The organism is Streptomyces sp. NPDC047515 (assembly GCF_040643055.1).
In the GTDB taxonomy this organism is placed as follows: domain Bacteria; phylum Actinomycetota; class Actinomycetes; order Streptomycetales; family Streptomycetaceae; genus Streptomyces.
The window spans coordinates 1-25,481 of record NZ_JBEYTM010000028.1 but is presented as its reverse complement, the minus strand read 5'-3'; the positions used below and the strand labels follow the sequence as shown (position 1 = coordinate 25,481).

29 protein-coding genes, 1 tRNA gene and 2 pseudogenes are annotated in these 25,481 nt (G+C 69.0%); 18 read left to right on the top strand and 14 right to left on the bottom strand.

The annotated features are described in order from the left end of the window. Window positions 1-89: 89 nt before the first annotated feature. The 3 genes from ABZ826_RS22545 to ABZ826_RS22535 all read left to right on the top strand — a co-directional run bounded on the left by ABZ826_RS22545 (window position 90) and on the right by ABZ826_RS22535 (window position 2,566). The gene (locus tag ABZ826_RS22545) at window positions 90-698 is read left to right on the top strand and encodes a winged helix-turn-helix domain-containing protein (protein ID WP_361450994.1); all 609 of its coding nucleotides are present in this window, start codon (window positions 90-92) and stop codon (window positions 696-698) included. Window positions 699-923: 225 nt separating this feature from the next. Next, a complete protein-coding gene (locus ABZ826_RS22540; protein WP_361450991.1) occupies window positions 924-1,121 on the top strand; it encodes a hypothetical protein in 198 nt (65 codons plus the stop codon). Further along, complete coding sequence (locus tag ABZ826_RS22535) at window positions 1,118-2,566, top strand: MFS transporter (protein ID WP_361450988.1); 1,449 nt, start codon at window positions 1,118-1,120, stop codon at window positions 2,564-2,566. The genes ABZ826_RS22540 and ABZ826_RS22535 overlap by 4 nt, the downstream gene beginning before the upstream one ends. Here the strand turns inward: ABZ826_RS22535 and ABZ826_RS22530 are convergent. From ABZ826_RS22530 to ABZ826_RS22515, 4 genes are all read right to left on the bottom strand, one after another. Beyond that, on the bottom strand, window positions 2,505-3,293 hold the full coding sequence (locus tag ABZ826_RS22530; protein ID WP_361450985.1) for a S16 family serine protease: 789 nt from the start codon (window positions 3,291-3,293) through the stop codon (window positions 2,505-2,507). The genes ABZ826_RS22535 and ABZ826_RS22530 overlap by 62 nt on opposite strands. Window positions 3,294-3,370: 77 nt before the next feature. After that, a complete protein-coding gene (locus ABZ826_RS22525) occupies window positions 3,371-4,012 on the bottom strand; it encodes a helix-turn-helix domain-containing protein (RefSeq protein WP_361450982.1) in 642 nt (213 codons plus the stop codon). A 335-nt stretch (window positions 4,013-4,347) separates the two neighbouring features. Further along, window positions 4,348-6,318 (bottom strand): hypothetical protein, encoded by a 1,971-nt coding sequence (locus ABZ826_RS22520; RefSeq protein WP_361450979.1) that lies wholly within the window; start codon window positions 6,316-6,318, stop codon window positions 4,348-4,350. Window positions 6,319-6,532: 214 nt separating this feature from the next. Further along, complete coding sequence (locus tag ABZ826_RS22515; RefSeq protein WP_361450976.1) at window positions 6,533-8,149, bottom strand: hypothetical protein; 1,617 nt, start codon at window positions 8,147-8,149, stop codon at window positions 6,533-6,535. A 275-nt stretch (window positions 8,150-8,424) separates the two neighbouring features. Here ABZ826_RS22515 and ABZ826_RS22510 point away from each other — a divergent pair, with 275 nt between their 5' ends. Beyond that, window positions 8,425-8,973 (top strand): hypothetical protein, encoded by a 549-nt coding sequence (locus tag ABZ826_RS22510; protein ID WP_361450973.1) that lies wholly within the window; start codon window positions 8,425-8,427, stop codon window positions 8,971-8,973. Between the two features lie 250 nt (window positions 8,974-9,223). On the opposite strand, the gene ABZ826_RS22505 is transcribed toward ABZ826_RS22510, so the two are convergent. The 4 genes from ABZ826_RS22505 to ABZ826_RS22490 all read right to left on the bottom strand — a co-directional run bounded on the left by ABZ826_RS22505 (window position 9,224) and on the right by ABZ826_RS22490 (window position 13,256). Continuing rightward, the gene (locus ABZ826_RS22505; protein WP_361450970.1) at window positions 9,224-11,005 is read right to left on the bottom strand and encodes a DEAD/DEAH box helicase; all 1,782 of its coding nucleotides are present in this window, start codon (window positions 11,003-11,005) and stop codon (window positions 9,224-9,226) included. 151 nt (window positions 11,006-11,156) lie between these two features. Continuing rightward, entirely contained in the window at window positions 11,157-11,546 is a 390-nt protein-coding gene (locus ABZ826_RS22500) for a type II toxin-antitoxin system death-on-curing family toxin (protein WP_361450967.1), read from the bottom strand. Then, on the bottom strand, window positions 11,543-11,743 hold the full coding sequence (locus ABZ826_RS22495) for a ribbon-helix-helix protein, CopG family (RefSeq protein ID WP_026290595.1): 201 nt from the start codon (window positions 11,741-11,743) through the stop codon (window positions 11,543-11,545). Before ABZ826_RS22495 ends, ABZ826_RS22500 begins: the two co-directional genes overlap by 4 nt. 40 nt (window positions 11,744-11,783) lie before the next feature. Continuing rightward, on the bottom strand, window positions 11,784-13,256 hold the full coding sequence (locus tag ABZ826_RS22490) for an MFS transporter (RefSeq protein ID WP_361450964.1): 1,473 nt from the start codon (window positions 13,254-13,256) through the stop codon (window positions 11,784-11,786). Between the two features lie 209 nt (window positions 13,257-13,465). On the opposite strand from ABZ826_RS22490, the gene ABZ826_RS22485 reads away from it, so the two are divergent. From ABZ826_RS22485 to ABZ826_RS22430, 12 genes and pseudogenes are all read left to right on the top strand, one after another. Next, window positions 13,466-13,540 (top strand) — tRNA-Cys (locus tag ABZ826_RS22485). Between the two features lie 75 nt (window positions 13,541-13,615). Further along, window positions 13,616-13,858: pseudogene (locus ABZ826_RS22480) on the top strand (ATP-dependent DNA ligase); the annotation flags it as partial. Between the two features lie 123 nt (window positions 13,859-13,981). Continuing rightward, the gene (locus ABZ826_RS22475) at window positions 13,982-14,443 is read left to right on the top strand and encodes a hypothetical protein (RefSeq protein WP_361451182.1); all 462 of its coding nucleotides are present in this window, start codon (window positions 13,982-13,984) and stop codon (window positions 14,441-14,443) included. A 12-nt stretch (window positions 14,444-14,455) separates the two neighbouring features. Continuing rightward, the gene (locus ABZ826_RS22470) at window positions 14,456-16,702 is read left to right on the top strand and encodes a DUF6571 family protein (RefSeq protein ID WP_361450962.1); all 2,247 of its coding nucleotides are present in this window, start codon (window positions 14,456-14,458) and stop codon (window positions 16,700-16,702) included. Window positions 16,703-16,705: 3 nt separating this feature from the next. Next, complete coding sequence (locus ABZ826_RS22465; protein ID WP_361450959.1) at window positions 16,706-17,278, top strand: hypothetical protein; 573 nt, start codon at window positions 16,706-16,708, stop codon at window positions 17,276-17,278. Between the two features lie 105 nt (window positions 17,279-17,383). Then, a complete protein-coding gene (locus ABZ826_RS22460) occupies window positions 17,384-17,689 on the top strand; it encodes a hypothetical protein (protein ID WP_361450956.1) in 306 nt (101 codons plus the stop codon). Further along, window positions 17,686-18,018, top strand: a complete 333-nt coding sequence (locus ABZ826_RS22455; RefSeq protein ID WP_361450953.1) for a hypothetical protein — start codon at window positions 17,686-17,688, stop codon at window positions 18,016-18,018. The genes ABZ826_RS22460 and ABZ826_RS22455 overlap by 4 nt, the downstream gene beginning before the upstream one ends. Further along, window positions 18,019-18,462 (top strand): hypothetical protein, encoded by a 444-nt coding sequence (locus tag ABZ826_RS22450; protein ID WP_361450950.1) that lies wholly within the window; start codon window positions 18,019-18,021, stop codon window positions 18,460-18,462. Continuing rightward, window positions 18,459-18,611 (top strand): hypothetical protein, encoded by a 153-nt coding sequence (locus ABZ826_RS22445; protein ID WP_361450947.1) that lies wholly within the window; start codon window positions 18,459-18,461, stop codon window positions 18,609-18,611. Before ABZ826_RS22450 ends, ABZ826_RS22445 begins: the two co-directional genes overlap by 4 nt. A 67-nt stretch (window positions 18,612-18,678) precedes the next feature. Then, window positions 18,679-18,873, top strand: a complete 195-nt coding sequence (locus ABZ826_RS22440; RefSeq protein WP_361450944.1) for a hypothetical protein — start codon at window positions 18,679-18,681, stop codon at window positions 18,871-18,873. Then, window positions 18,873-19,157: a hypothetical protein gene (locus ABZ826_RS22435; RefSeq protein ID WP_361450941.1), complete on the top strand. Its 285-nt coding sequence runs from the start codon at window positions 18,873-18,875 to the stop codon at window positions 19,155-19,157. The genes ABZ826_RS22440 and ABZ826_RS22435 overlap by 1 nt, the downstream gene beginning before the upstream one ends. Window positions 19,158-19,274: 117 nt before the next feature. Then, window positions 19,275-19,433 (top strand): hypothetical protein, encoded by a 159-nt coding sequence (locus ABZ826_RS22430; RefSeq protein WP_361450938.1) that lies wholly within the window; start codon window positions 19,275-19,277, stop codon window positions 19,431-19,433. Window positions 19,434-19,753: 320 nt separating this feature from the next. Here ABZ826_RS22430 and ABZ826_RS22425 read toward each other — a convergent pair whose 3' ends face one another. Together ABZ826_RS22425 and ABZ826_RS22420 are read right to left on the bottom strand one after the other, a co-directional pair. After that, entirely contained in the window at window positions 19,754-20,335 is a 582-nt protein-coding gene (locus ABZ826_RS22425) for an AAA family ATPase (protein ID WP_361451179.1), read from the bottom strand. A gap of 8 nt (window positions 20,336-20,343) precedes the next feature. After that, window positions 20,344-20,592, bottom strand: a pseudogene (locus ABZ826_RS22420) (DUF397 domain-containing protein). A gap of 206 nt (window positions 20,593-20,798) precedes the next feature. Here ABZ826_RS22420 and ABZ826_RS22415 point away from each other — a divergent pair. After that, window positions 20,799-21,206, top strand: a complete 408-nt coding sequence (locus ABZ826_RS22415) for a hypothetical protein (RefSeq protein ID WP_361450935.1) — start codon at window positions 20,799-20,801, stop codon at window positions 21,204-21,206. Window positions 21,207-21,455: 249 nt separating this feature from the next. Here the strand turns inward: ABZ826_RS22415 and ABZ826_RS22410 are convergent, their stop codons facing one another. From ABZ826_RS22410 to ABZ826_RS22395, 4 genes are all read right to left on the bottom strand, one after another. After that, window positions 21,456-21,689, bottom strand: coding sequence for a hypothetical protein (locus tag ABZ826_RS22410; RefSeq protein ID WP_361450932.1), 234 nt, complete (start codon window positions 21,687-21,689; stop codon window positions 21,456-21,458). A gap of 502 nt (window positions 21,690-22,191) precedes the next feature. Continuing rightward, on the bottom strand, window positions 22,192-22,812 hold the full coding sequence (locus tag ABZ826_RS22405; RefSeq protein WP_361450929.1) for a hypothetical protein: 621 nt from the start codon (window positions 22,810-22,812) through the stop codon (window positions 22,192-22,194). Continuing rightward, a complete protein-coding gene (locus ABZ826_RS22400) occupies window positions 22,809-24,530 on the bottom strand; it encodes an alpha/beta hydrolase (RefSeq protein ID WP_361450926.1) in 1,722 nt (573 codons plus the stop codon). The genes ABZ826_RS22405 and ABZ826_RS22400 overlap by 4 nt, the downstream gene beginning before the upstream one ends. Before the next feature lie 3 nt (window positions 24,531-24,533). Further along, the gene (locus ABZ826_RS22395; RefSeq protein ID WP_361450923.1) at window positions 24,534-24,929 is read right to left on the bottom strand and encodes a hypothetical protein; all 396 of its coding nucleotides are present in this window, start codon (window positions 24,927-24,929) and stop codon (window positions 24,534-24,536) included. A 131-nt stretch (window positions 24,930-25,060) separates the two neighbouring features. Between ABZ826_RS22395 and ABZ826_RS22390 the strand changes: the two genes are divergently transcribed. Next, window positions 25,061-25,444, top strand: coding sequence for a hypothetical protein (locus tag ABZ826_RS22390; protein WP_361450920.1), 384 nt, complete (start codon window positions 25,061-25,063; stop codon window positions 25,442-25,444). Window positions 25,445-25,481: the final 37 nt, after the last annotated feature.

Here is a 25,481-nt window from a genome sequence, read left to right as displayed (position 1 = left end):
CCGCGGGGCCCCGAGAAGCAAGAGGCATGCAAAGAAGTCGCTGCAAAAAAACTGTTGCAAAGAGAGTTTTGCAACTCTACGGTTGAGCCATGCCCGCAACAGAGGACGACGGCGAGCGCGCCGTCGCCGCTCCGAAGGTCCACACGGTCGACGCCCGCACGCTGCGCGGACTCGCCCACCCCCTGCGACTGCGCCTGCTGAGCGCGCTCCGTGAGTTCGGCCCCGCCACCGCCTCCGGTCTCGCGGACCGGCTGGGCGAGTCCAGCGGCGCCACCAGCTACCACCTCAGGCAGCTGGCGACGTACGGCTTCGTCGAGGACGACCCCGAACGCGGCAAGGGGCGCGAACGCTGGTGGCGGGCCGTCCACACGGGCACGGCCTTCAACAGCGACCGATTCGTGCGCCACCCGGATCCCGAGGTGCGCGGCGCCGTCGGCGTCGTACTCCACGAGATCGCCACCGCACACGCCCAGGAACTGAACACCTGGCTCGGCACGATGCACGAATGGCCCGAGGAGTGGCTGCACGCCTGGGACGCCAGCGATTTCAAGGTGCGTCTCACCCCCGATCTCACCAGGGAGCTGATCGGGAAGATCCACGATCTCATCGCGAGCTATGAGGACCGGGTCCCGGAGGGCACGGAGGGCTCGGCCACCGTCCGCAGCCATGTGCACCTCTTCCCTCGCCCCGCCGACTAACGAACCCACCGAGCAACGAAGCAGCCGGGCAACGAACCCACCGAGTAGCAAGCCCGCCGGGCAACGGCCCGAAGAGCGGCGAACCCGCCCGGTGGGCGGGTCCGCCGCGCGACGCCGCCGGCCGGCCGTGCGAGAAGCCGCCGGGCGCCGAGCCGGCCGTGCGACGAAGTCACCGAGGGACGTAGTCGCCGAGGAACGAGCACCTCCGACCGGAAGGACACCGCCATGCACCCCGACACCCATCTGCTGCTGCACCACCAGCGCTCCGCCGAACTACGGCAGCGGGCAATGGATTTCGATCTCGCCCCGGCCGATCCGCGCGCCTCGCTGCGCGCCCGACTGGGCTGGCTCCTCGTGGAGTCGGGGCTGCGCATCATGCCCCGCAGCCCCGACCGCTCCTCCGCCGTGCCCGGTACGGCATGAGCGGGCGGGGGGACCGCAGCCGCGACCGCACCCCGCTCATCGCCGTACTGTCCGCCAACTCCATCTCCACGGCCGGTACTTCACTCACGCTGATCGGGGTGCCGTGGTTCGTCCTGGAGACCACGGGCAGCGCGGGGCGGGCCGGTGTCGTCGCCTTCTGCGCGACGCTGCCGATCGTCGTCTCCGCGCTGATCGGCGGGCCCGTCATCGACCGGATCGGACGCCGCCGGGTCTCCGTCGCGTCCGACCTGGTGTGCGGCCTCGCCGTCGCCGCCATCCCGCTGCTGTACTACGCGGACGCCCTGGCGTTCTGGACGCTGTGTGCGCTGATGGCCGTCAGCGGGCTCCTGCACACCCCGGGCAACACGGCGCGCTACGTCCTCGTACCGGATCTCGCCGAACACGCCGGGACCACCCTCGCCCGTGCCGCCAGCCTCTTCGACGCCGTCTCACGCGGCGCCCGGATGGTCGGCGCGGCGCTGGCCGGCCTGCTGATCGCGCTGGTCGGCGCGGAGACCGTACTGCTGCTGGACGCCGCGACGTTTCTGACGTCCGCGCTGCTCATCGCGTTCGGGGTGCGCGGAGTGCGGGCGGCCGAACCCCGCAAGGCCGCGGCACCGGTGTCGCTGCGCGCGTACCGCACCGAACTGCGCGAGGGATACACCTACTTGCTGGGCAACCGGCTGCTGCTGGCGGTCGTGGTGATGGTCCTCTTCATGAACGGCACCGATCAGGGCTGGAACGCCGTCCTGCTGCCGGTGCACGCCTCCGCCGAACTCGGCGGTGCCCGGGACATCGGGCTGCTCACCGCGCTCTTCGGCGCCGGTGGACTGACCGGGGCGCTGCTGTACGGATGGTTCGGCGACCGTTTCTCGCGGCGGGCCGTGTTCACGGTGTGCGTGCTGTTGTGCGGTGCGCCCAGGTACGCCGTCGCGGCGCTGACCGGTACGACGCTGCCGCTCGCCGTGACCATGGCGCTGAGCGGCATCGCGGGCGGGATGCTGAACCCGGTCCTGACGACGGTGATCTACGGAAGCGTGCCCGACGAGCTGCGCAGCCGGGTCTCCGGGGTCCTCACGGCGGGCGGCGAACTCGCCATGCCGGTGGGCGGTCTCGCGGCGGGCCTGCTGGTGGAGAGCGCGGGCGCGCGGGGCGCGCTGCTGGCGATGGGCGGGGTGTACCTGTTGGCGACACTGAGCCCGGTGGTGTTCCCGGTGTGGCGCACGATGGACGAGGTGGGGTCCGGGGGCAAGGCCGGGGGCGGGTCTGACGCCGGGGCCGAGTCCCGGGCCGGCGAGAGGCCGGGGGCCGAGGGCGGCTTCGGGCCGGAGTCCGGGGCTGGGGAAGCGGTGGACGCCGCCGTGCCGTCACCGGCCGCCGAGGTCAGCAGCTCGGTACCTTGTGCCCCTGCTCCAGCGCCCGGAGCGAGGACACCGCGTTCTTGAGGGTCGTGACCGGGATCAGCCGGAGCCCCTTGGGCAGCTCGGCGCCCGCCGCGTTGCATTCGGCCTTCGGGACGAGGAAGACGGTCGCGCCGTCGCGGTGCGCGGCCTGGGTCTTCAGCGACACCCCGCCGACCGCTCCGACCTCGCCGTTCGCCTGGATCGTGCCGGTGCCCGCGATGGTGCGGCCACCGGTGAGATCGCCGCCGGAGCCGTCGCCCGCGAGCTTGTCGACGATGCCGAGCGCGAAGAACAGTCCCGCGCTCGGACCGCCCACGTCGGCGAGGTGCAGGGTGACGTCGACCGAGCTCTTGGGCTTGCCGAGGTAGCCCAGGGCCGCGTCGACGGCGGAGTTCTGCGACGTCCTCATGTCCTCCAGGTTGTGCTTCTCGATCTCCTTCTCGGAGCCGCCGGTCGGGTAGACGGATTCGCGGGGCAGCACCGCCCGGTCCGTGCGGAACCAGCTGTCGACCACATCGCCGATGCCGACGTCTGCGGTGGGCCCGGTCGCGACGATCGTCGTCATCCGCAGTTCGCCCTTGGTGGGGCGGGTGGGTGCGCCCTTGATGCTGATCACCGGCGTGCCGTGATCGCTCCCGAGCACGTTCGCGGTCGTGCCGGGCTGCGCCAGCGTGAACGGCAGCGGCGCGAAGGCGGCCACACCGAACAGGGCGAGGACGGGCAGGGCGCACAGGACGAGGGTGCGGGAGCGCGAGAGACGAGTGAGCACCCGCCCAATCTAACCGCCGGGGCGACCGCGCACGGGCCGGGTGGTGCGGGCGCCCCGGACCGCACCCGCCGAAAGCCCTACCTGAGCGCGTCCGCCACCTCACGGGCCGCGTCCACCACGCGGGGGCCGACCCGTTCGGGTATGGAGTCGGCGAGCATCACCACACCCACGCTGCCCTCGACCCCCGTCACCCCCACCAGCGCGGCCGCGGCCCCGCTCGCCCCGGTTTCGAGTTCGCCATGGGTGAGGGTGAAGGCCGACTCCCCCACCGGCTTCTGGCGGGCGGCGAGGATCGCCCGGCCCGCGGCACCCCGGTCCAGCGGGTGACGGAAGCCGGCCCGATAGGCCACGTGGTAGTCGGTCCAGGTCGGCTCGACGACCGCGACCGCCAGCGCGTCGCTGCCGTCGACCAGCGTGAGATGGGCGGTGGCACCGATGTCCTCGGCGAGGGAGCGCAGCGCGGGGAGCGCGGCTTCCCGTACGAGCGGATGCACCTGGCGGCCCAGGCGCAGCACACCCAGGCCCACCCTGGCCCGGCCGCCCAGATCGCGGCGCACCAGGGCGTGTTGTTCCAGGGTGGCAAGCAGACGGTAGACCACTGTTCGGTTGACGCCGAGTCTGTTGGACAACTCGGTGACGGTCAGGCCGTGGTCGGTGTCGGCGAGCAGTTTGAGGACCCTCAGTCCCCGGTCGAGCGTCTGGGAGGTTTCCGCGGTCACGACGCCCTCTCCTCTTTGGTGAGCGGCGGCGGCTGGTCCCACGGAATGTGCGCCGCCGGTCCCAGCGGCGACGCACGGAGAGGCCGCCGGCCTGGCCAAGGCACCGGCTGCGCTCCGCGGCGGCATTGCCACGGGGCGTTCATTTTTGGGGACAGTAGCGAGACAGTCCGCTCAGCGGAAGACCTCGTCCAGAATCCGGGCGTCAGCGGAAGAGGAGTTGTGGTGAAGAAGCATATGGGCCGGTCAGCGCGGCGCCGGCCGAAGCCTGGACGTCTACGCGCGTCCAGGTCGGCCGACGCCTTCACGACCCTGCGTACACCAGTAGTGAACCAGCGTTAACTCACCGTGAACGACTGTTGCACAATTTTTCCGTTCACGAGCACCTCGCAGGCCCTGATCGCCTTCGTCGCCGGGTCGCGGACGGTGAAGTTGAGAGCGAAGGTGCCGTCCAGGCCGATGACCCGGGTGACGTACGAGTCCGAGGTCTGCTTCCCGTCCGCGGTGCGGCCGGTCACCGAGACCGTGGCGACGGGGGCGAAGCCGCGCCCGGTCACCTGGACCGCCGTGCCGACCGGGCCCTCGGGCGGCGAGAGCGCGAAGGACGGCCCGGCGGGAACGCTCCCGTCCTGCACCGTGAACGCCGCCGTCTCGGTACGGGGATTGACGAGCACCTCCCGGACCCGGATCGCGACGGTGTCGGTGGCATTGACCGTGAAGGTCTGCGAGAACGCCCCGTCCAGCCCGACCACCTTCGTCTTCGCCGGGTCGGACGTCTGCGATCCGTCGGCCCGCAGACCGACGATGGATACGGTGGCGACCTTCGCGAAGCCCTGTCCGAGGACGGTGACGGCGGTGCCCTTCGGACCGGCCGACGGGGTGAGGACGACGAAGGACGGGGCCACGGTCAGCGGCGTGACCGCCTGCGCTCCTCCCGCGGTGACCTGGAGCGCGTACACGGCGCGCGGAGTGGATCCGGCCACGGTGACCGTACCGGCGAGCGTTCCGTCGGCGTTGATCCGGAGGGTGGAGCCACTGATCCGCGCGCTGTCGCAGCCGCTGCCGTCGGCGGCGCAGAGCGCGGCGACGGGTGTGGTGCCGGTGGGCCAGTCACCGCCGGAGACGGTGATCGTCCCGCCGGGTTTGACCTTCGCCGCGCCCGCGAAGAGCGTCGCGGAGGCGTCCGTCACGGTGAACGGCGTGGTCAGCACGGTGGCCGGGTCGTTCCCCTCGTCGACCTGGATCGCGGCGATGGCCGGGTCGGAGACGGTGAAGTCGACGCTGAACGTGCCGTCGGGGGTGCTCTTCACATAGACGGCGGTGTCGTCGAGCGTCGCCCCGCTCGCGTCCAGGCCGACGGTGTTGATCCAGCGGTCCTGGAAGTAGTTGCTGCCGGTCACCTGGACGACGCTGCCGACCGGCGCGCCGGAGCGGGAGAGCGCGATGGCCCGCGGCCCGCCGGGCTGATACGCCTTGACGGTCAGGGGCGCGGTCGCCTCCTTCGTACCGTCGCCGACCTTCACCAGGTACGAGCCGTCCGGCACCGTGCCCGCGGGGGCGAGCACCGCGCTTCCGGTCAGCTCCCCCGAGCCGCTGATCGCGAGGGTGCTGGAGACGAACTTGCCGGTGTCGCAGCCCCCACCGTCCGCCGAGCACAGCGACGGTACGGGGGTGGCGCCGACAGTCCACAGGCTGCCCGTCAGGGAGACGGGCGTGGACGGCCGGACGGCGGTGGTGGGCGCGGTCAGGGTGGCCGGATGCCCCGCGGTGCCCTCAGCGGTCACAGTGCCGATGGAGCCGCCCCCGCCGACCACGTCGCACGGGGTCTCATAGGTGGAGCCGAGCACTTTGGTCCGCGTCAGATTGCGCACCGGGGTGAAGGAGATCGGCCCGCTCGCGTCGGCCGGGATGAGGAAGTCCCCTTCGTACGGCGGGATCTCGATGGGCTTCCCGGACGGGATGTCGAGGTTGATCTGGGGTCCGGTGACGGTGACCGTGCCGCTCGCGCCGCCCGACATCGCGAAGTCGATGCTGGGGGTGGTGGGCACATTGCTCAGGCTGAGCCCGCTGGTCGCGGGCGACGGTCCGAGGGTGACCTTGGCGTGGACCTTGCCGCCGGGGTCGACGATGGCGGGCGAGAGGTCGACGCTCATCTGCTGCGGCCCGGTGGCCTCGCCCTGCCCGGCGGGCAGGGAGCAGTGGACGGTCGGGGTGACCGTACCCGCGTGGGCGGCGGGGGCGAGTACGACGGTCCCACCGGTCCAGACGAGCACGGCCCCCGCGGTGAGCGCGACGGCACGACGTAACACCGCGCCCGGCCCTCCTCGCCTTCCCGGTCTTCTTGGTCTTCTCGATCTCGGCCGTACGGACATGCGGCTCCTTCGCGCATACGGAAATTCTTCGAATTCGAAAGGGCGACGCCCGCCTGCTCCATTGCGATACGGAGCAGGCGGGCGTCTCCGGTACTTTCCCTGGCTTCCCTGACTTCCCTGGTTTCTCCGACTTCCCTGACGGTGACGGATCTCAGAGAAGAGTGAGTGTCAGGGTGGCGCTGTAATCTCCGGGCCGGGTGAATCCGGGAACCGTCAGAGTGAGATCGGCATCGGCGTCGAACCGGCCGCCCGTGAACGGGCGGGATCCGTCCGGATTCATCCGGCACAGGCTCGCCGCCTCGCTCCCGAGCGCGGCGGGCGAGCCGGCCACCGGCACCCCCACGCTTCCGTTCTGCGCCGTGCATCTGGGTGTCCACCGGACGGCGTCCGCCGGGATGGTGCCCCCGTCGGCGCTGGTGAAGCCGGTGAGGGTGGCGGTGAGGGACCAGCCGCTGTTGACGCCTCGGCCGTCCTCCACCTCGACCCGGTTGAGCCGGGAGCGCTGCACACCGCTGCCGGTGCCCAGGACCGTCGTACCGAAGTCGACGGTGTCGCCGTCCTGGACCATGGACAGCGTCCCGGCCCGGACCGAGGTGTTCAGCTTCTGGTCGGCACTGCCACCGCCTCCTCCCCCGCCCGTGGAGACGGTGAACGGGGCGGTCCGTACGGTCGCCGGATCATTGCCCTCGTCGGCCTGGACGGCGACGACGGCGTCGGAGATCACGGTGAACTCGACGGCGAAGGTGCCGTCGGGGCCGCTCTTGACGTAGACCGCACTGTCGTCGAGCCCGGTGCCCGTCGCGTCGAGGCCGATGACATTGATCCAGTGGTCCGGGTTGTAGTTCTTGCCGCTGACCGTGATCACGCTGCCGACCGGTCCGCTGCTCCGCGACAGTGAGATCTCGCGGTCGCCGGCCGCGACGGCCTTGACGGTGAGGGGAGCGGTGGCTTCCTTCGTACCGTCGTTGACCTTCACCTCGTACGCGCCGTCCGGCACCGCACCGGCCTCCGCGAGGGTGGCCGTGCCGTGCAGCGTTCCGTAGCTGTCGATGGTGAGGGTGGGGCTCTTGAACTTCAGCGGATCGCAGCCGCCACCGCCCACCGCGCAGAGCGAGGGAACGGGCGCGCCGCCCGGCGTCCATCCCGAACCACCCAGTGTCACGGCGGTGTTGGGTCGTACGGGGTCGGCGGGAGCGGTCAGGTGTGCGGGCTCGGAGCCGGTGCCCTCCGCCGTGACGGTGCCGACGGAGCCGCCCCCGTCGACCACGTCGCAGGGCGTCTCGAAGACCGAACCGAGCACCTTCGTCTGTGTCAGCGTACGGACCGGGGCGAAGGAGATCTCGCCGGAGGCGTTCGCCGGAATCAGGAAGTCCCCCTCGTACGGCGGGAGTTCGATGGACTTGCCGGCCGGGATGTCCATCGTGAACTCGGCGCCCCGCACGGTCACGGTGCCGATGGCCCCGCCGGACATGGCGAGGTCGAGGCTGGGAATGGTCGGCACGTCGTCCAGCGCGAGAGCGCTGGTGGCTGGGGACGGGCCGAGCGTGACCTTCGCGTGCACCTTGCCGCCCGGGGCGACGACCGCGGGTGACAGTTCGACGGTCATCTGCTGCGGCCCGGTCGCCTCGCCCTGACCGGCGGGCAGGGAGCAGTGGACGGTCGGCGTGACCGTACCGGCGGCCTGCCGCGCGGGCGGCGGTGCGGCCTGGGCGGTGGCCCCGACGCAGCTCAGGGACAGTACGAAGCAGGCAGCGAGCAGACCGGTCACGCCAGGTCTTCGTCGTCGAATCACCAGACACCCCTCCATGGCCCATTGATTGCGCACATTGAGGAGGTCGCGTGCGGAGAAGTCAAGAGAGAATTGACTGATCCTTATCTGAAATGCCCGAAAAGCATTTCCGCGGGCACTTTAAGTGCTCCTGTTGGCATCTCTTGACATCTCTGAAGATCACAGTTTCACTGCACCCGACATGCCGGGCCCGGCACGCAGATCCGCACTCACCGCGAATCTGCGGAATTCAACCGGAAGGAGTTCTCCCCGTCATGTCGATCCCCTCAGTGCTGTCTTCGAACCGAAGACGCCTCCTGCTCGCGCCGGCCGCGGCGTGTTCCATCGTCGCGGCTCTCGCCCTGGCACCGACGGCCCAGGCGGTGGCCCCGCTCACCGCGACGGCCACGTACGACTGCGGCACCTGGGGCAGCGGTCTCGCCACCCTGACCGCGGCCGACTCGGGCACGTCCAAGACCATCAAGATCAACTCCACCGCGATCACCATGCCGACCGGCACCAGTGCCGACCCGAACAGCATCACGACGACGCTCAAGCTCACCAAGACCTCGGGCGGCGTCACCAGTCAGGTGCAGTTCTCCGGGAAGACCAACCCCGGCATGACCAGCCCCAACCCGATCACCCTGGGGCCGCTGAAGCTCACCTCCGGCACTCTGGCGGCGGGCGACACCACGAACTCCGTGGTGCTGTCCGGTCCGCCGAGCGCCACCAACTGGTCACTGCAGATCGTGGCCTCGTCCCCGACGTCGGCCACGGTTCCGTGCGTGGCGACGGTCAACCAGTCCGCGGCGTTCGTCTGGTAGCCGCCCCGGTGCCCGTCCGGTAGCCGACCGCATCCGACGCCCCTCCGGCAGCCGACCGCACCCGGCCCGCCCGGACGACGCCGCCCGGTGACGGGACGAGGCGGAAGCGGGACGGGAACAGGGGTGGCGACCACGGTCCCTGCCCCCACCCGATCCGCTCCCCACCCCATCCGCGGACACGACGCCGGCCCGGGGCGAGGACCACTGTCCTCGCCCCGGGCCGGCACCCGCACACCCCTGACACGTCACCTCACGTCATACGGGTGGCCCACTCCTGAACCTTCTTGATCCGCTGCTGGATCTGCCCGGCCGTGGCCTCGGCGCTCGGCGGCCCGCCGCAGACCCGCCGCAGCTCGGTGTGGATCACACCGTGCGGCTTGCCGCTCTGGTGCGTGTATGCGGACACCATGGTGTTGAGCTGCTTGCGCAGCCCCAGCAGCTGCTTGTGGGTGACCACCGGCCGCGCCTCGGCCGGCTTCTCCAGCAGATCGGCGTCCTCGGCCGGCTTCTGGCGGCTGTGCGCGATCTGCCGGGTCTGCCGCTTCTGGAGCAGCAGCTGGACCTGATCGGGCTCCAGCAGCCCCGGAATCCCCAGGTAGTCCTGCTCCTCCTCGCTCCCGGGATGTGCCTGCATGCCGAATTCGGCACCGTCGTAGAGCACCCGGTCGAAGACCGCGTCGGATTCGAGGGCCTCGAAGGGTAGTTGCTCCTCGGTCTCCTCGTCCTCCAGCTTCTCGGCGTCGGCGAGGAGCTTGTCCTCCTCCGCGAACGGGTTCTCCTCGTCGCTGCCCTTCTTGGGCTTGTCGAGGACGTGGTCCCGTTCGACCTCCATCTCGTTGGCGAAGTCGAGGAGCATCGGGATGGTCGGTACGAAGACGGAAGCGGTCTCGCCGCGCCTGCGTGAGCGCACGAAACGCCCGACGGCCTGTGCGAAGAAGAGCGGCGTGGAGATGGTGGTCGCGTACACGCCCACGGCGAGACGCGGCACGTCGACGCCCTCCGACACCATGCGCACCGCGACCATCCAGCGGGATTCGTCCTCGCTGAACTGGTCGATCCTCTTCGACGCGGCCTTCTCGTCGGAGAGGACCACGGTGGCCTTCTCGCCCGTGACCCTCTTGAGGATCTTGGCGTACTCGCGCGCCGATTCCTGGTCGGTGGCGATGACCAGCCCACCGGCGTCCGGAATGCCCTTGCGCACCTCGGTCAGCCGCTTGTCGGCGGCGCTCAGCACATTGGGGATCCACTCCCCGGTGGGCGCGAGCGCGGTGCGCCAGGCCTGCCCGATGGCGTCCTTGGTCATCGGCTCGCCGAGCCGGGCGGCGATCTCGTCACCGGCCTTGGTACGCCAGCGCATGTTGCCGCTGTAGCTGAGAAAGATCACAGGCCGGACGACGCCGTCGGCGAGCGCGTTGCCGTAGCCGTACGTGTAGTCGGCCGAGGAGCGCCGGATGCCGTCGTTGCCCTCCTCGTACACGACGAAGGGGATCGGGTTGGTGTCGGACCGGAACGGCGTACCGGTGAGCGCCAGTCGCCGGGTGGCCGGGTCGAACGCCTCCTGGCACGCCTCGCCCCAGGACTTCGAGTCACCGGCGTGGTGGATCTCGTCGAGGATCACGAGCGTCTTGCGCTGCTCGCACCGGTTGCGGTGCAGCATCGGCCGCACGCCGACACCCGCGTAGGTGACCGCGACGCCGTCGTACTCCTTGCTCAGCGGGCCCGCGCTGTAGTCGGGGTCGAGCTTGATCCCTATCCGGGCCGCTGCCTCGGCCCACTGCTTCTTCAGGTGCTCGGTCGGCGCGACGACGGTGACCTGCTGCACGACGTGGTGGTGCAGCAGCCATGACGCGAGGGTCAGCGCGAAGGTGGTCTTCCCCGCGCCGGGGGTGGCGACCGCGAGGAAGTCGCGCGGCTGCTCCTGGATGTACTTCTCCATGGCGCCCTGCTGCCAGGCTCGCAGCTTGCCGGCCGTGCCCCAGGGGGCGCGGCCGGGGAAGGCGGGTGAGAGGTGGTGGGAGGCGGTAGTAGTCACGGTCTCCGGTTCGGGTCTCTCGGGTACGTGGGGCGCTGTCCGTACGGGCCGGGACGGACACGTACGCGATACGACAACCGGGCCACCTTACCGGGGGGCGCTGCGTGAACCGCCTCGAACTACGCCGCCCCGCACAGAATTGCGATGGCTGTCACACGTCGTCGACGACCAGCTCGCGCAGCCCCTGAGAGATCACTTTCACCTCGTCCATTTCCCCCGTGGCCACCGCGATGACCAGGCGTTCCGCGGCATCGATGTCCGGGCGCAGATCGATGCCGTTCATCGCGAGGAAGGTCACGCACGACAGCCAGGCCGTGCGTTTGTTGCCGTCGAAGAACGTGCGGTTGATCGCCAAGGAGTGCAGGAGCGCGGCGGCCTTGTCGATCAGGTCCGGATACGCCTCCTCGCCGAACATGGCCACGGAGGGGCGGTGGGCCGCCGATTCGAGGAGCCCGGCGTCGCGCACGACGACGCGCATGTCCGCGCAGGCACGGTCGGCGATGACGAGGATGTCCTCGGAGGTCAGGTAGACACAGGTCACTTGAGCCGCTCCATGAGCTCGCTCCACTTGGCCGCCTGCTCCTTGGCCGTCTTGCGGACGATGGCCTGCTGAGCGGTCCTGGCCAGGTAGTCGTCCACGGCCTGCAGCAGTATGGCGTGCATGCTGGTCCCCTCCTGCTCGGCGCGCTGCTTCAGTGCTTCGGTCTGATCGTCACGAAGACGCAGGTTCATAGCCATACCAAAACGGTACCACCGGGTGGGGCCAGAGTGGTACCAGCTACCGCGTCCGGACCCGCGCCGCCACCCACGCCCCCACCAGCGCCACCCCCGCCATCGGCAGGAAGACCACCGCGAACGCCCCCGGATGAGACCCGGAGGCCCCCGCCTCCACCGCGTCGTGCACGGCTCCCACCGTCCCGCCGCCGAGCGCGGCGAAGGCCGCCCCGCCCGCGGCCAGCAGCAGGACGTTGGACAGCCCGTCGGAGATCTGAAGGGCGGCCGAGTTCGCCCCTGCCTCCTGGGGCGCCGAGAGCTTCAGCAGCAGCACGCTCGTGGATGCGATCACCATGCCCATGCCGAAACACCCGAAGGCCCAGGCCACGGCCACGGTCCAGACCGGCACCGCGTCGATCAGCACGGACGGCGCTGCCGCTATCGCCGCGGCGACCAGCACCATGCCGCCCACCATCAGACGCTCCCGGTACGGCTCCAGGCGCGGCCGGGACTGCACGTACGAACCGAGCGCCCAGGTCCCGCCCCCGGCCGCGAGCGAGAGCCCGGCCATCGTCGGACTCAGCCCGCGCTGGGTCACCAGCATCAGCGGTACGAACGACTCGGCGGCGATGAACGACCCGGCCGCCACCCCGCGCAGCAGCACCACCGACGGCAGCCCGCGCGCCGCCCGGCCCGTGCCCGGGGGCAGCAGCCCGCGCACGGCGGGCACGAGCAGAGCGACACCCGCGACCGCCGGGAGCAGCGCGAACCAGTTCCGCTCCTGCCCGGCGTACTGGAGCAGCCCCGCCCCCACCGAGATCCCGAGCGCGAGCAGGATGCGGCGCCGGTCGTACGGCTCGACGGGCGCCGCCGGATCGGCCGGCCCCGACGCCCGGAGCCGGATGGCGGGCAGCGCGAGTGCCAGCGGGAACACCACGAGCACGGGGATGCCGATGAAGACCCACCGCCACCCCAGGTGCTCGGTCACGCTCCCGGAGGCGAGCGGTCCGACGACGGACGGGATCACCCAGCTCGCGGCGAAGGCGGCCATGATCGACGGCCGCAGATGCTCCGGATAGGCCCGGCTGATCACCACGTACAACGCCACGATCACGAGCCCGCCGCCGAGCCCCTGGACGGCCCGTCCGGCGATGAACATCCACATGCTGCCCGCCGTGCCCGACAGCAGCAGCCCCGCCCCGAACGCGCTGATCCCGGTGGCGAGCGGCGCCAGCGGCCCACGCCGGTCCGCCCACTGCCCGGAGAGCACCATGGCGAACAGGCTGGTGGTGAAGTACGCGGAGAACGCGAACGCGTAGAGCGGAATGCCGTGCAGCTCCCGGGCGGCGACCGGCATCGCGGTCCCCACGGCGGTCGCCTCGAAGGCGATCAGGAACACGACGGAGACGATGCCGACACTGAGCGCCCGATAGGTACGCCCGAGCACGCCTTCGGATTCGACGGGTGGGGCCGATATCGCCGCAGGGACGGCGGTGCCGGTATCGGTACCGGCGTCTCGTGGTTCCAGGGCACTCATGAGCCCAAGAGTAAGGGGCAAGATCTCATATGGACCCTGTCGCGAGACGGCCCGCCGCTCGTCCGATGGTCGTAGGACCGCGACGTGCCGGGCGGCCGGCGGCGGAACCCGATCGTGAACGCGGTATGGCAGTCGTATTGCGACCCGCCCCGCGCCCTTGAGCACCGAGAACACCTGCCCCTACGGTCGAACCACAGCAAGAAACACACGGCCGTGTGCCCGAGTGGTTCAGGGGCTCGACTGCAACTCGAGTTACACCGGTTCGAATCCGGTCACGGCCTCCACGCCCGTACGCCGGCCCCGGGGATATTCCGGGGCGGGCGCCTTTCCCGAGTCCAGGGCGCAGGCGACGGAACGCGAAGCGGCTCGCCTCCGTCTACGAACCCGGCGTCCATTTCCCACGCGTGAATCAAGATCCGCGACATACGCGCCGTCGACGTGGTCGCCGTCGGTTGGGTGCCCGGCCACGGCCGGCTGGTCGGCTTCCCCGGCGCGGTTCTCGTGGGCGAGCGGCAGCAGGGTGGTCTGCGGTACGTAGACAGTGTCGGCACCGGATGGAGCGACAGGGAACGACCGTACTCGCTCGCCTGCTCCAGGCCGCCGAGATCGACACGCTCGCGCGTGAAGAACCCGCACGTATGATCGATCGCCTGTGGTGGACCGTTGATCACGTGGGTAGCGTGGCGCGGGGCAGTTTTCCGATCAGGGACACGGGGGTGTCGACGATGTCGTTCGAAGACGAGTGGGGCGCGGAGAAGGCCGCCGTCGCCATGAGGCTGAACCAGGCCGGCAGCACCGGTGGTTCGACGCCGGCGAAGGGATCGGCCGACTACGTGGTCGTGGACGACGAGCTGGGGGACATCGGCCACGCCGCCTACGGGCTCTTCAACGGCCTCGAATCAGGCGGCAAGCACGCGAACGCGGCGAGCGAGACCGCCGGCACGAGTCTGAAGGGCGACGGCTTCGACAGCGGCGCGGCGCTCGCCGAGGTGAACCGGACCTGGGAGACGCAGGTGAAGACCCTCCTCCAGGCATGCGCGCACATCTCCAACCACCTCGATTACACGAAGTCCTCGAACAAGGCCGAAGACGAACGGATCGGGGCGCAGTTGCGCATCGTCGGCCCCGTCGCCCCCGGGGCCGAAGGGGCCGTGCCCGTCTCCCAGATCGACAAGTACTTCCGGTAAGGAGCCGCCCTCATGCCCACCTTCGAGCAGCTCCTCAACGTCAGGCTCGGCCCGCTCGACACCGCGGCCACCCAGTGGACCGAGATGATCGGCAAGCTGACCGCCCTCCAAACCGATGCGTCGGCCATGAAGACCAAGGCCGACAAGTCCACCTGGAAGGGCGAGAACGCCACCGTCACCCAGGAGTTCGTCACCAAGACTGCCAAGGAGTTCAGCGACGCCGTCACCGAGGCCGAGTCCGTACGCGACCTCCTGAAGGACGCCCACGCCCTCCTCAAGTCCGCTCATGACGACCTCAAGTACGCCTACGAGAACCCGCCACCGGGCATCACCATCTACCCCGACGGCGTCCTCAGCCACCGCGTCCACCCCGACCGTCGGTCCAAGGACAGCACCGAACCCATAGCGACCGAAGCGCAGTTCGACGCGCTGCGCAGCAAGCTCGAGGGCATCCTGCAGCGCGCCAACGAAGCCGACGAGCTCTGCGCCTGGGGTCTGCGGGCGCTGATCCGGAACCACCCCAACGACTTCGGCAGCACCGACCTCGGCGGTGTCGCCGACGCCAAGAAGATGCGCGCCGAGGAGAAACAGCAGGCGGAGAACGGCCGCGAGGCCGCCAAGCTCTACGCCCGGTGGGAGCACCTCGACGACAAGGAGCGCGAGCGGCTCCTCACGCTCGCCGAGGGCGGGAAGGACTCGCCGGCGTTCGCCGCCGAGCTCATGCAGAACCTCAGCTACAACGGCCGCGAGGACCAGGAGGCGCTGCTGCTGCTCGCCGGCGGCCTGGAGGGCGGCGGCCGTGACGGCCAGGTCTCCGCCACCGACGCCCGCCTCTACAAGGCCCTGTCCGGCAGCCTCGCCACCGCCACCGGCCCCGACTCCCCGATCGGCTCGCCCGGTGGCGTCACCTCCGCCTGGACCGACCGGCTCATCACCATGGCCCGTGACGGCAACGGCCTGCCCGACCGGCACCCCGGGGCGCTCAAGGGCGGAGCCTCGGGCTGGAACGCCCTCACTCACCTGATGGCCGCCGACGCCGGCGACGACGCCGTGTACGACCCGGACAAGGACCCCAAGGAGAAATCCTCGCCCTGGAAGAAGGACGAGGGCGACCCGGTCTACAGCGAGGCCTTCCTGACGCAGGTCGGCGACACCATCCGTGAGTGGGAGACGAACAACGACGACGCCTACGACGGCGTCATGAAGAACTGGCAGGGCACGCAGGCGGACCCGATGAAGGGCCTGCTGAACGCCATGAGTCGCAACCCGTGCGCCTCCACCCACTACTTCGACCCGAACACCACCGACAACCTCAAGTACTTCCTGGACGACCGGGAGTGGCCCGGTGGCGACGTCGAGAGCAAGATGCCGGCCGAGACCCAGTACACCTCGGCCCGCGCCGAGCTCGGCCTCGCGCTCGAGTCCGCGGCCACCGGCCGCGTGCCCGGTTCACCGATGCACCCGGTGCCCGTTCACCACGACGGCGCCGAGACCGCGATCTTCGAGCGGGTGATGGGCGAGTACACGAAGGAGCTCCACACGAACCAGAGCGCCGTCCCCGTCTCCATGCGGCTGCCGATGGCCGACATGATCGCCGACTACGGCTCCGACGTGCACCAGATCCTCGGCAAGAAGATGGACGGGCCGACCGACTTCAACCAGCTGGAGATCGACCGGGGCGACCTCACCCGGATCATCCGCGCCACGGCGGAGGACCCCAACGCCTACAAGGCCATCCACGCCTCTCAGACCGTGGTCTCCAGCGAGGGACTGTCGCACTTTCCTGCCGAGTCCTTCCGTAAGGGGGACGAGGAGTTGCGGGCCTGGGTCAAGCAGTCGGCGTCGGTGCTCGGGCACCTCGACGGTGTGCGCGGCGACGTCATCTACGACCTGGGGCAGGCGGAGAAGGACGCCAACAACTGGAAGAGGATGGTCAATTACCACGTCTACGGTGGGCTGCTGACTCCCATCCCGATCGTCGGCGACGGGGTCCAGCGCGCGGTGGACTGGGGTCTGAACGCTCACGTGAACACGGACAACGCCAAGGTCGACGCCGAGACCCGCAACAACATGATCAGGCACTACGACTACGGTCAGAAGGAGATGTACGGCATGTTGCGTGGGATGGCGACGCATCGCGGGCTCACGGACAAGGAACTGGATGCGAGCCCCGGCGAGTACGAGGACCACCTTCAGGCGATCGCCGAGCAGTGGTACAGGAATGGCATGGGGGACGCGGACTCGGCGATGGGACAGTGATCGATGGACAAGAAGTGGCTGCCGCTGACCGTTGTGCTCGGCGTCGCCGGGGTGGCCGTCGTGACGGCGAGCCTCTGGCCTGACGTCAAGGAGAAGACTCCGCTGCCGCAGACCTTGTGTTACGGGGCGCTCAGCCGACAGACCGCAGAATTGATCCACGACCGCAAGGGGGGCGAGGTCAGCACGGAGGAGTGGGAAAGCCCGGGCAAGGGCGACACCGCGGTGTTCAAGACGTGCCAGGTGCTGCGGGCCAACCCTGACAGCGACTACCCCCAAGGCATCTTCCAACTGATCATTTCGGACGAGCGGTACGACTCCGGTCCGAGGAAGGACTCCGTCCCTCTGGGGCCCGGCTTCAAGGGCTGGGTGCGCCCCGACGAGGCCGAGGCCACACTGCCCGCCGGCTGCGCCGCCCGCATGGGCTCGACGGCCCCGTACATCACCGTCACGCTCATCGCCCCCTCGCAGGCGGAGGAGAAGGGCCTCGTCGACCGGGACACAGCGCTCCGCAACAGCGCGGCCGTGGTGCGGGAAGCCGCCGCCAAACTCGCCAAGAAGTACGACTGCGAGGCGTAGGACCGACGTCAGCGGCAGCAGTCGTCGTCCACGGGCCCCCACCGCTGGCATGGCCCTTCACGTATCCAAAGCACAGTATTACTCGCGCGCGAAGAACCCGTACGTATGATCGATCGCCTGTGGTACGTAGTTGATTACGTGAGTAGCGTGGCGTGCGGACAGCTTTGCGACAGCACCGGTGGCTCGACACCGGCGAAGAGATCGGCCGACTACGTGGTCGCGGACGACGAGTTGGGGGACATCAATCACGCCGCCTATGGGCTCTTCGACGGCCTCGAGCCGGGCGGCAAGCACGCAAACGCGGCGAGCGAGACCGCCGGCACGAGTGGCGTCGGCGACACCGCCGAGGTCGGTGCTGCATCGCGACCGAAGCGCTGTCCGAGAAGGACCGCAACAACTGGGCCACGATGATGAATTACCACATCCTCGGCGCACCCCTCACTCCCATCCCCGTTGTCGACGACACGATCCAGCGAATGGTCGACGTCGGCACGGCCGAGTACTTGAACCACGCGAACACCGAGGTGGACCAGAAGACCCGAGAAGACCTGATCAACCACTTCGGCAACGGTCAGCGGGAGATGAACACGCTGCTGGAGCAGATGGCCCACAGCAAGGGGGTCAAGAAGAAAGAGATGGACGCGAGTCCGGGCGAATTCGAGGACCATCTCCAAGGGCTCGCGGAGCAGTGGTATCAGCACGGCATCAAGGACGCGGACATGAAGATGGGCGAGCGCTAGGTGGAGAAGAAGAAGCTGGTCCTGCCCGGCACCCTTGTCGTCGCCGCGGCGGTCGTGGCCACGCTCACCTTGTGGCCGGACGCCGAGCAGGCGCCCGAGCCGCAAAGCGTGTGCTTCGGAGCGCTGAGCAAGAAGACCGCAGCACTGCTCGACGACGGAGAAGGAGGGAAGGTCAGCGCCAACGAGTTCGAGCGGAAGGGCAAGGGGGAGTTGGCCGTATTCCGGACATGCCACGTCAACCGCGCCAACGCGAGCGGCGGGACAAGAGGTAGTCTGTACTACCTGATCGTCGAGGACACTCGCCTGGGTCTGGACCCTCCGAAGGGCTCGAAGCCCCTCGCCGACGGCCATCCCGGCTGGGTGAGCCCCACCAAGGCGGTGACGCAGCACCCCGACTCCTGCCCCCCCCGCTGCTGGGCTCGACGGCTCCCCATATCACCGTGACGTTGTCCGTGTCCTCGTCCGTAGCCACCCATGAAGGCGAGGACCCGAAGTCGCTGATCACCAAGAACCGCACCATCGTCCTGGAGAGTGCGGCGAACATGGCCAAGCGCTACGGATGCGCGGATCCACAGTCCAACGACGCGGCCTGAGTACGGTCCGCGTACCCTACCGACCGCTGGCCGGATCACCACTGCCCCGTCGTGGTCCACGGACCTCGTGATCAAGCAGTACGACGAGGGCGAGAAGCAGATGTACGCCACGCTGCGCATGATGGCAATGGAGAAGGGGCCCAAGAAGCCGGAACTGGACGCGAGCCCCGGCAAGTACGAGGACGGTCTCCAGCCGACGGCCCAGCAGTGGTACCAGAACGGAATCAAGGACGCCGACATGAAGATGGGCGAGCGCTACTGATGGACAAAAAGCACCTCGTTCTGCCCGTTGTCCTGGTGGTCGTGGCGGCCGTCCAGCTGTGGCCCAGCAAACTAAAGGACCTGCGGGCCCAGAATCTGTGCCTGGGCATGCTCACCGAGCAGACCGCGGGCGGGCTCGACGACCGCAAAGGCGGCGAGCTGATGGTGGACGAGTACGAGCCGGAAAAGGCGAAGGGAGACCCGGTGTTCTCCACCATCTGCCTCGTCGGACGCAAGACAGGCGAGGGCACGACCTACCGCGGTCAGTACACCCTCAACGTCTAAGCCACCAACCTGCTCAACGCCCCCGCAGAGGGTACCACCCGCCTCACTGGAGGCCGCTCCGGCTGGGTGGGCCCCCGGCAGAGCGAGGTCCAACTCCCCGCCGCGTGCCCGAAGGAGATGCGGACGGACGCCTCGCACGTCACCGTCGTCTTGAAAGTCACCCCCGGTGTCGTCGCGGCGCAGAACTGGAACGACAACGCACTGACCAAGGCATCCCGCGCGATCATCCTGGAAGCGGTGGACAACCTGGCCAAGCAGTACGGCTGCGAGGCGTAGGACCGGCGTCAGCGGGGGGCAGTCGTCGTCCACGGGCCCCGCTGCACGTCGGCGCGATGGGCAGCCTGACGGAAGAGCGCTTCGTCGGGGCGGAGACGCATTCGGCTGTGGCGCCAGGCCGTGTCGAAGGAGAGGCTACCGGGGCGGGTACGTGCCAGGCGTCAGGCGTGCCTGCTGGTGCGGGGTAAGCAGACAGCCACGGCGTGGCAGGCCGTGCCGATGCCCGGACCTGTCCAGCGGCAGCCGCATGGTCCAGGTCTCATGCACATCCGGAACACCGAACCGCTGGCGAATCACCGGCCGTCAGCGCATTCGCCGCGTCAAGCAGGACCTCTGTCCGACACTGACGCACCCACCACCCGCGCGCCTTCGAGCTCCGCGAGGACCGTGTCGACCGTCTGCTCCACGCTCTGCCCGGTCGTGTCCAGCCAGAGACCGATCCGCGGCGTCTCCTCCCGCAGCACCCGGTCCAGCGACTCGACCGTCCACCCGGCCCCGTAACCGCTCTTGCTCCGTCCGGCCTCCCGCTCGGCAACGGCCTGCGGCTCCGGCGCGAGCACCACGACGTACAGCGGTCGGGTCCGCACGCGTTCGACGTACCCGGCCAACTCCTCCCCCAGCACCACGTCCTGCACCACGACGGTCCAGCCCTCATCCACGTACGCGTCGGCCGTCATCGCGGACAACCGGTACCGGAGCCGGAGTTGGGCGACGGCCTCCTCGTACGCCCCCGGCACCATCTCGGCCCGCCCGGACACCACCATGCGCCGGAAGACGTCCCCGCGCACATGCACCGCCCGCGGCAGCCGCTCGGCAAGGGCCTGGGCGACGGTGGACTTACCGGAGGCCATCACACCGGTGATGAGGACGACGGCGGGGCCGGGATCAGCGACTCGCAACACGCTCGCGGTCATCCCGCGACGGCACCCGCCAGGAAAGCGGCCCAGGCGGCCGGGGCGACGGCGAAGGTCGGCCCGTCGACGACCTTGGAGTCGCGGACGTGGACGGTGTGGGGGCAGGCGGCGACCTCCACGCAGGCTTCGCCCTCGTTGCCGCTGTAGCTGGACTTGCGTCAGTCGTAGGCGACTTCGACGCAGGCGCCGCCTTCGTTGTTGCTGTAGCTGGACTTGAACCAGGAGAGCTCGGGCCTGGTGGTCACAGTTGCCTCGCCTTCGTTTCGGTGATCTCCGCCGACTTCCAGGGGTTGAGCGCCTGGGCCCGCAGGATGCCGAAGAGGTCGAACGTGTCACCCACCTGCTCCGGCCTGGAGATCAACCTATCGCCGCCCTGCGCCTCCACCACATCCCGTCGATGTGGACCGTGTCCTCCTGGTCACGCTACGCAGTCGAGGGAATCCTTGGGGTCATGACGAGCAAGAAACGCCCCGAATGGGTACCCACCGCCGGGCTACAACTCCACATGACCGGCATCCACTTCGACGCCATCCGGCTGCGGGGCGTACGGGGCGAGGCAGTGCTGCACCACCTCGGAACACTCACCGAAGGAGAACCGGGCCCGGTCGTACGGGAGATCGCGGGCGCCCGGTGGACGTACTTTCTGATCCCGCCCGGTTCGAGCAAGGATTACGACTGGCCTCCGGGCGCCAGGTGCTTCGGCCCGGCCACCTGTGACCAGTACGTGGGAATCCCCGCCCCGGATGGCAACACATACCCGCTGAGCTGGCGGTGCGGGGCGCCGCGGGAAGGGGAGTTCGTGGACGTGGAGCTGCTGTACGGGCTGGTGATGGCGCAGTTGGCGCCGGAGGAGGCGTGAGGCGGAGGGCGCCGCCCTCACGTGCCCTCACGTGCTCAGCCTTCGGTCCTCCTGCCCCTCCCCTGCCCTCCCACCCCTCCCGTCCTCCCGACCCGGCTCACTGCCGACCCCTCAGGCCGCGAGTGCCGACACCCGAAGCACACATCACAGAAGCCGTACCGGTCTCACCACGCACGTCATCCCGGCACCACGGCCTGGTCCAGGGGCGCAGCACGCTCCGACGTACCCGCGAGGCATCCGCGGCCGAGCTCAGCCTCCGGCCCCGGCCGCCGCCCTCAGGAAGTGGTCGGCATCCTCGGGCTCGGCCAGATTGCCGAGCTCCAGCCAGGAACCGTCCGCGAAGCGGATACGGAACGTGGCGAAGCCTCGCGGCTGCCCCGCCTCCGCCTCGATACGCGCCTCGTCGGCCCTGACTTCCGCCACGATCCCGAAGTCGTTGGCCTTCGTTGCCGCAAGACGGCGGCGCACCGAAGGCCGCGACACAGATACGGTCCCGGTCCAACAGGACCAGCCGTCGCGGACTGGGCGACTGCGAGAACCAGCACAGCAGCAGCTGACCTGCCGCCAGGTTCCAGTCCCCGTCGAAGACACCGTCCCCGGGCCTGCGGTCTCCGGTCGGCGTCTCTCTTCTCCGGCCAAGCTCACTGCGCCGCGCCCGACCCCGGAACAGCCTGTCGATCTGCTTTCCGAGCATGTCGATCAGATAGATCGGAATGATGACGACACAGAACACCACCGCGCCCACGTACACCAGCCAGTGGTGGCGCCCTTTCAGCCGCCCCTTGCCGGCTGCCCGGTGTACGTCCTTCGGTGGCTTCGGTATGGCCCGGGGAATGCTGCACCACACCAGGACCTTCTTGGCCCTCTGGTGCACCTTGCGCTTAGCCATGCCTTGATCGTAGGGCCCCGGCCCGGATACGCCGAGGCCGCGGCCGGTAGCGGCAAAGCGGCCGGTTCGACGGGCGGAACACAGGGCGACTTGCGATCAACGACTCTCTCGGGACGACCAGAAGGCCGACTGTTCCCGCGGTCTCAGCTCCTCCGCCTTCGGTCCGCCAGGACGGCCGGGTGTACCCGTCGGATAGGTCATCGCAGAGTTCTCGGCACAGCTGAGTCCTGCGCTGAGGGATACGTTGCCGATGCTGCCGACTTCCATGGAGACGGTGAGCCCATCGGGGCCCTTGGCCCGGATCCAGGGCATGTCCTTGTCGGAGTTGACGCTGACGACCCGGAAGCCCTGCCGCTCCCAGTACCGCTGTACGACTCCCAACAAATTGCCGCGCCGGTGCTCCGAAACCACAGTGAGGATGTTCCTGCTGCGGGTGACGGTGGTGCTGCCGGTCGGCTCGTTGAGACCCGTGCTGCAGGCCGCCTCCGCAGGGGCACCATAGACCCATTTCACCGGCGGGCGGATGGCCGCCAGCGTGCCGTCGAGGATTGCTTCCGAGCGCTGCCCGGCTTGCTGCATATCCATCGCGGATACCTTCTGTTCCTTCTTGCTCTGGCCCTTCGTGGCATTCTGTCCACCGTCGGTTCCGCATGCTCCGAGCGCCGCCACCAATAGCGCACAACCCAGTAGTCGTACCGGTCCGCCCAAGCGCTTCATCTCGGCGCCACAGACTGGATCTTGTCCCCGCGGCCGGCCACGACGCTTGCGATGTTGTTCAGGGAGTCGCCGCCGCCGATTGGATCGAAGTAGATCGAATGCGCGGGCAGATCTCCAGCCACAAGCCCTGCAACGCCGGTGTCCTCTCCAGGGGCCACGCTGAAATGGTGGCCTCCGAAGTGGTTGTCGGCGGGGTCCGTGCCGAACCAGTTCTTCTTGGGACCGTACTCGCTTCCCGGAGAGACGTACTCAAGAAGATTGGGCGTGGGCAGGTTGGTCACCTGGTCATTCTCCGCCGCGCCGACATAGACGTGGTCGGCGCCCATCCCGAGGTCGGCGGCCTTGTCGACACCGACACCGGGGCTTCCGACGAGGACCACCTCGTCGACGGGAATTCCGCCTGGCAGCTGCGCTGCCTGACCGACAGTCAATGACCCGTATGAGTGCCCGACAGCTGTCACATGCGGTGAGCCGGACTCATGGGTGGCCCGGATGCCCCGCAGGAAGCTGGCGTAGGCCGGGGCGCCGGCCACGGCGTTGTCGTCACCCATGACGTCGGTGGCCGACCACTTGAGGCCGTCCAGCTGGGGTGCGTCGTAACCGAGCCAGACAATGGATGCGGTCGTGGTATCCGGGTACAGCTTGTTTGCGGCGTGCGCGACGTTCCAGGCCCGGTCCACGTCGGATGATGCGAAATGCCCACTCAGCTTGGTGTTCAGACCCGGCACATACGCGGAGACGTTCTTCGAACTGTCCGGATCGCCGAACGACACGATGGCGCGGCCATTACCTTCCGGGCCGAGGCCGAGCAGATAGGGTCGGGGCTCGCGTCCCCGGTCCAGCTGCTGCTGGATTCCTTTCACACCATCGATCTTGTCCTTGAGGGCTGTCGCTTCGTCCCCGACCGCCCCGGCATAGTCGTTCTCCAGGCTGCTCAACAGCAGCGGCAGGTAGGTTCGATTGGCTCGGTCGCGGTCGGTTGCCGGAATCCCGTCACGGTTGCCGATCTGCTGTGGGTAGTCGTGGATCAACTCGGCCTGAAGGGTGGGGGAAAGCCCCGCCCACCACGTCTGTACGGCGTCGGGTGAAGCCTTCTTGTCCGGCATACCGAGTTCGGACAGCAGCTCACGGTCAAGCTCGTTCGCGGTCGCCAATTCCAGCAGGCCAGTGCTCCAGTTGCCTCCTGCGCACCGGTTGGCCGCGTCAGTGAAGAGCTTGATCGCGGCCGCATACTCCTTGTCGGCAATCCGAGCCGCGCTCAGAGCATCGCCGATTCGGTCGGCGAATTCTTTGGCATGTGTGGCCTGATCGCGATTCGTCATCGCCACGTCGCCCGCCATCATGTGGCTGGTGTCGGCTGTCGGGGCCGTGACCGTACCGTCGTCGGCGACCTTGTAGCCAGCCTCCGTGGCATCGGCAACGGCGGCCTTGAGACGGCCCTGATGGGCTGCCAACTCCTCACCGCAGGCCCGCAACACCGTTCCCACGCCGTCGAGTTCCTGCTTCGCGCCGTTCAGGTCGCGGTGCATACGGGCGAGTCGGTCGGCAGCGGATTCAGCAGTCACCCCGCCCCAGACCCCCTCCTGAGCAAGAGGGCGGTGCAGATATTTTCCGAAGCCCAGGGCTTGAGCGGTGAAACTCTCTGCCAGTCCGTCCCAGGCGTCGCCGGCGTCGGTCAGCAGGAGTGGCTTGGCGTCACGGAGCTCCGAGACTCGCATGTGTCAGTGCCCTCCATGCGCCAGCGGGGGCACGTTGAGTCCAGGAGCGTACGGGCCGGAGGAGTCCGGGCCGTACGAGCCAAGGCCGAGGAAAGACTTCCGGCGCTCCTGGTCCTCGTGAGTAAAACTCATGCTGGAGCTGATGACCGCGTCCGCAGCACCCCCCACCATGCCTGCCAATGAACGCAGCGCCTTCGTCCACGCCTCCAGGCAGTCGTCGATCGCCTGGGCGGACTGGAAGCCGACCAGCCCTGCGACAGCCGCGTCCGTCGGCGTGAACAGGGCCTTGATGTCCTCCGGTATGTCCTGGGCGACCTTGTGGGCCGCCTCGCCGGCTTTCCGCACCTCACCGTGTTCGATCCAGAACCCCTGTGTGGGGCCGCCGATCGGTGTGGACATACGCTCCCCCTCGGTCGGTGTTCAAGCTGAGGCAGGCCAACAGCGCGCCCTGCGCTGGACTTGAGTACGCGTACTCAAGTCCAGCGCAGGGCGCCTGCAAAGTCCGTGCTGGTCAGCGGTGGGTGTCGCCCATGCCGTACATAACGAAACTCCGTGCCACCCGTCACGCGGAGCGCGACACCGGACACGAGTTGCGTGAGCTGCTGGTGGTCGCAGCGCCGACGACCACCGGTTCGGCGTGGGCATACCCGGCGCAGTACAGAGTCGCGCGGATCGGGCGGTTGCACACCGACGCCAAGGTCGGACGGCTCACCCGCCAGAACGTCTACGCGGTCACCGACGTGACCGCTTGGCAGGCCTGTCCGCAGCAACTCGGCCTGGCCCGTTCGCAGTGGACATCAAGAACTGGCTTCTCTGCGGCCGGGACATCACCTTCGCTCGGGGCGTCCTCGCGACACCCCGTTATGTTTTTCGCGGTCCTGCAAGAGGGCCGCTGGCCTCCGGGCCCGGCATGACTGTTGCCCCCTGTCGAACGGATGACCTGGGGGGTGG

Bases quoted from the DNA above. Each gene is read 5' to 3' on its own strand.
- ABZ826_RS22545 (WP_361450994.1), top strand. From the start codon at position 90: ATGCCCGCAACAGAGGACGACGGCGAGCGCGCCGTCGCCGCTCCGAAG.
- ABZ826_RS22540 (WP_361450991.1), top strand. From the start codon at position 924: ATGCACCCCGACACCCATCTGCTGCTGCACCACCAGCGCTCCGCCGAA.
- ABZ826_RS22535 (WP_361450988.1), top strand. From the start codon at position 1,118: ATGAGCGGGCGGGGGGACCGCAGCCGCGACCGCACCCCGCTCATCGCC.
- ABZ826_RS22510 (WP_361450973.1), top strand. From the start codon at position 8,425: ATGTCGATCCCCTCAGTGCTGTCTTCGAACCGAAGACGCCTCCTGCTC.
- ABZ826_RS22495 (WP_026290595.1), bottom strand. From the start codon at position 11,743: ATGGCTATGAACCTGCGTCTTCGTGACGATCAGACCGAAGCACTGAAG.
- ABZ826_RS22490 (WP_361450964.1), bottom strand. From the start codon at position 13,256: ATGAGTGCCCTGGAACCACGAGACGCCGGTACCGATACCGGCACCGCC.
- ABZ826_RS22475 (WP_361451182.1), top strand. From the start codon at position 13,982: ATGTCGTTCGAAGACGAGTGGGGCGCGGAGAAGGCCGCCGTCGCCATG.
- ABZ826_RS22470 (WP_361450962.1), top strand. From the start codon at position 14,456: ATGCCCACCTTCGAGCAGCTCCTCAACGTCAGGCTCGGCCCGCTCGAC.
- ABZ826_RS22465 (WP_361450959.1), top strand. From the start codon at position 16,706: ATGGACAAGAAGTGGCTGCCGCTGACCGTTGTGCTCGGCGTCGCCGGG.
- ABZ826_RS22460 (WP_361450956.1), top strand. From the start codon at position 17,384: ATGATCGATCGCCTGTGGTACGTAGTTGATTACGTGAGTAGCGTGGCG.
- ABZ826_RS22455 (WP_361450953.1), top strand. From the start codon at position 17,686: ATGATGAATTACCACATCCTCGGCGCACCCCTCACTCCCATCCCCGTT.
- ABZ826_RS22435 (WP_361450941.1), top strand. From the start codon at position 18,873: ATGGACAAAAAGCACCTCGTTCTGCCCGTTGTCCTGGTGGTCGTGGCG.
- ABZ826_RS22430 (WP_361450938.1), top strand. From the start codon at position 19,275: ATGCGGACGGACGCCTCGCACGTCACCGTCGTCTTGAAAGTCACCCCC.
- ABZ826_RS22415 (WP_361450935.1), top strand. From the start codon at position 20,799: ATGACGAGCAAGAAACGCCCCGAATGGGTACCCACCGCCGGGCTACAA.
- ABZ826_RS22405 (WP_361450929.1), bottom strand. From the start codon at position 22,812: ATGAAGCGCTTGGGCGGACCGGTACGACTACTGGGTTGTGCGCTATTG.
- ABZ826_RS22400 (WP_361450926.1), bottom strand. From the start codon at position 24,530: ATGCGAGTCTCGGAGCTCCGTGACGCCAAGCCACTCCTGCTGACCGAC.
- ABZ826_RS22395 (WP_361450923.1), bottom strand. From the start codon at position 24,929: ATGTCCACACCGATCGGCGGCCCCACACAGGGGTTCTGGATCGAACAC.
- ABZ826_RS22390 (WP_361450920.1), top strand. From the start codon at position 25,061: ATGCCGTACATAACGAAACTCCGTGCCACCCGTCACGCGGAGCGCGAC.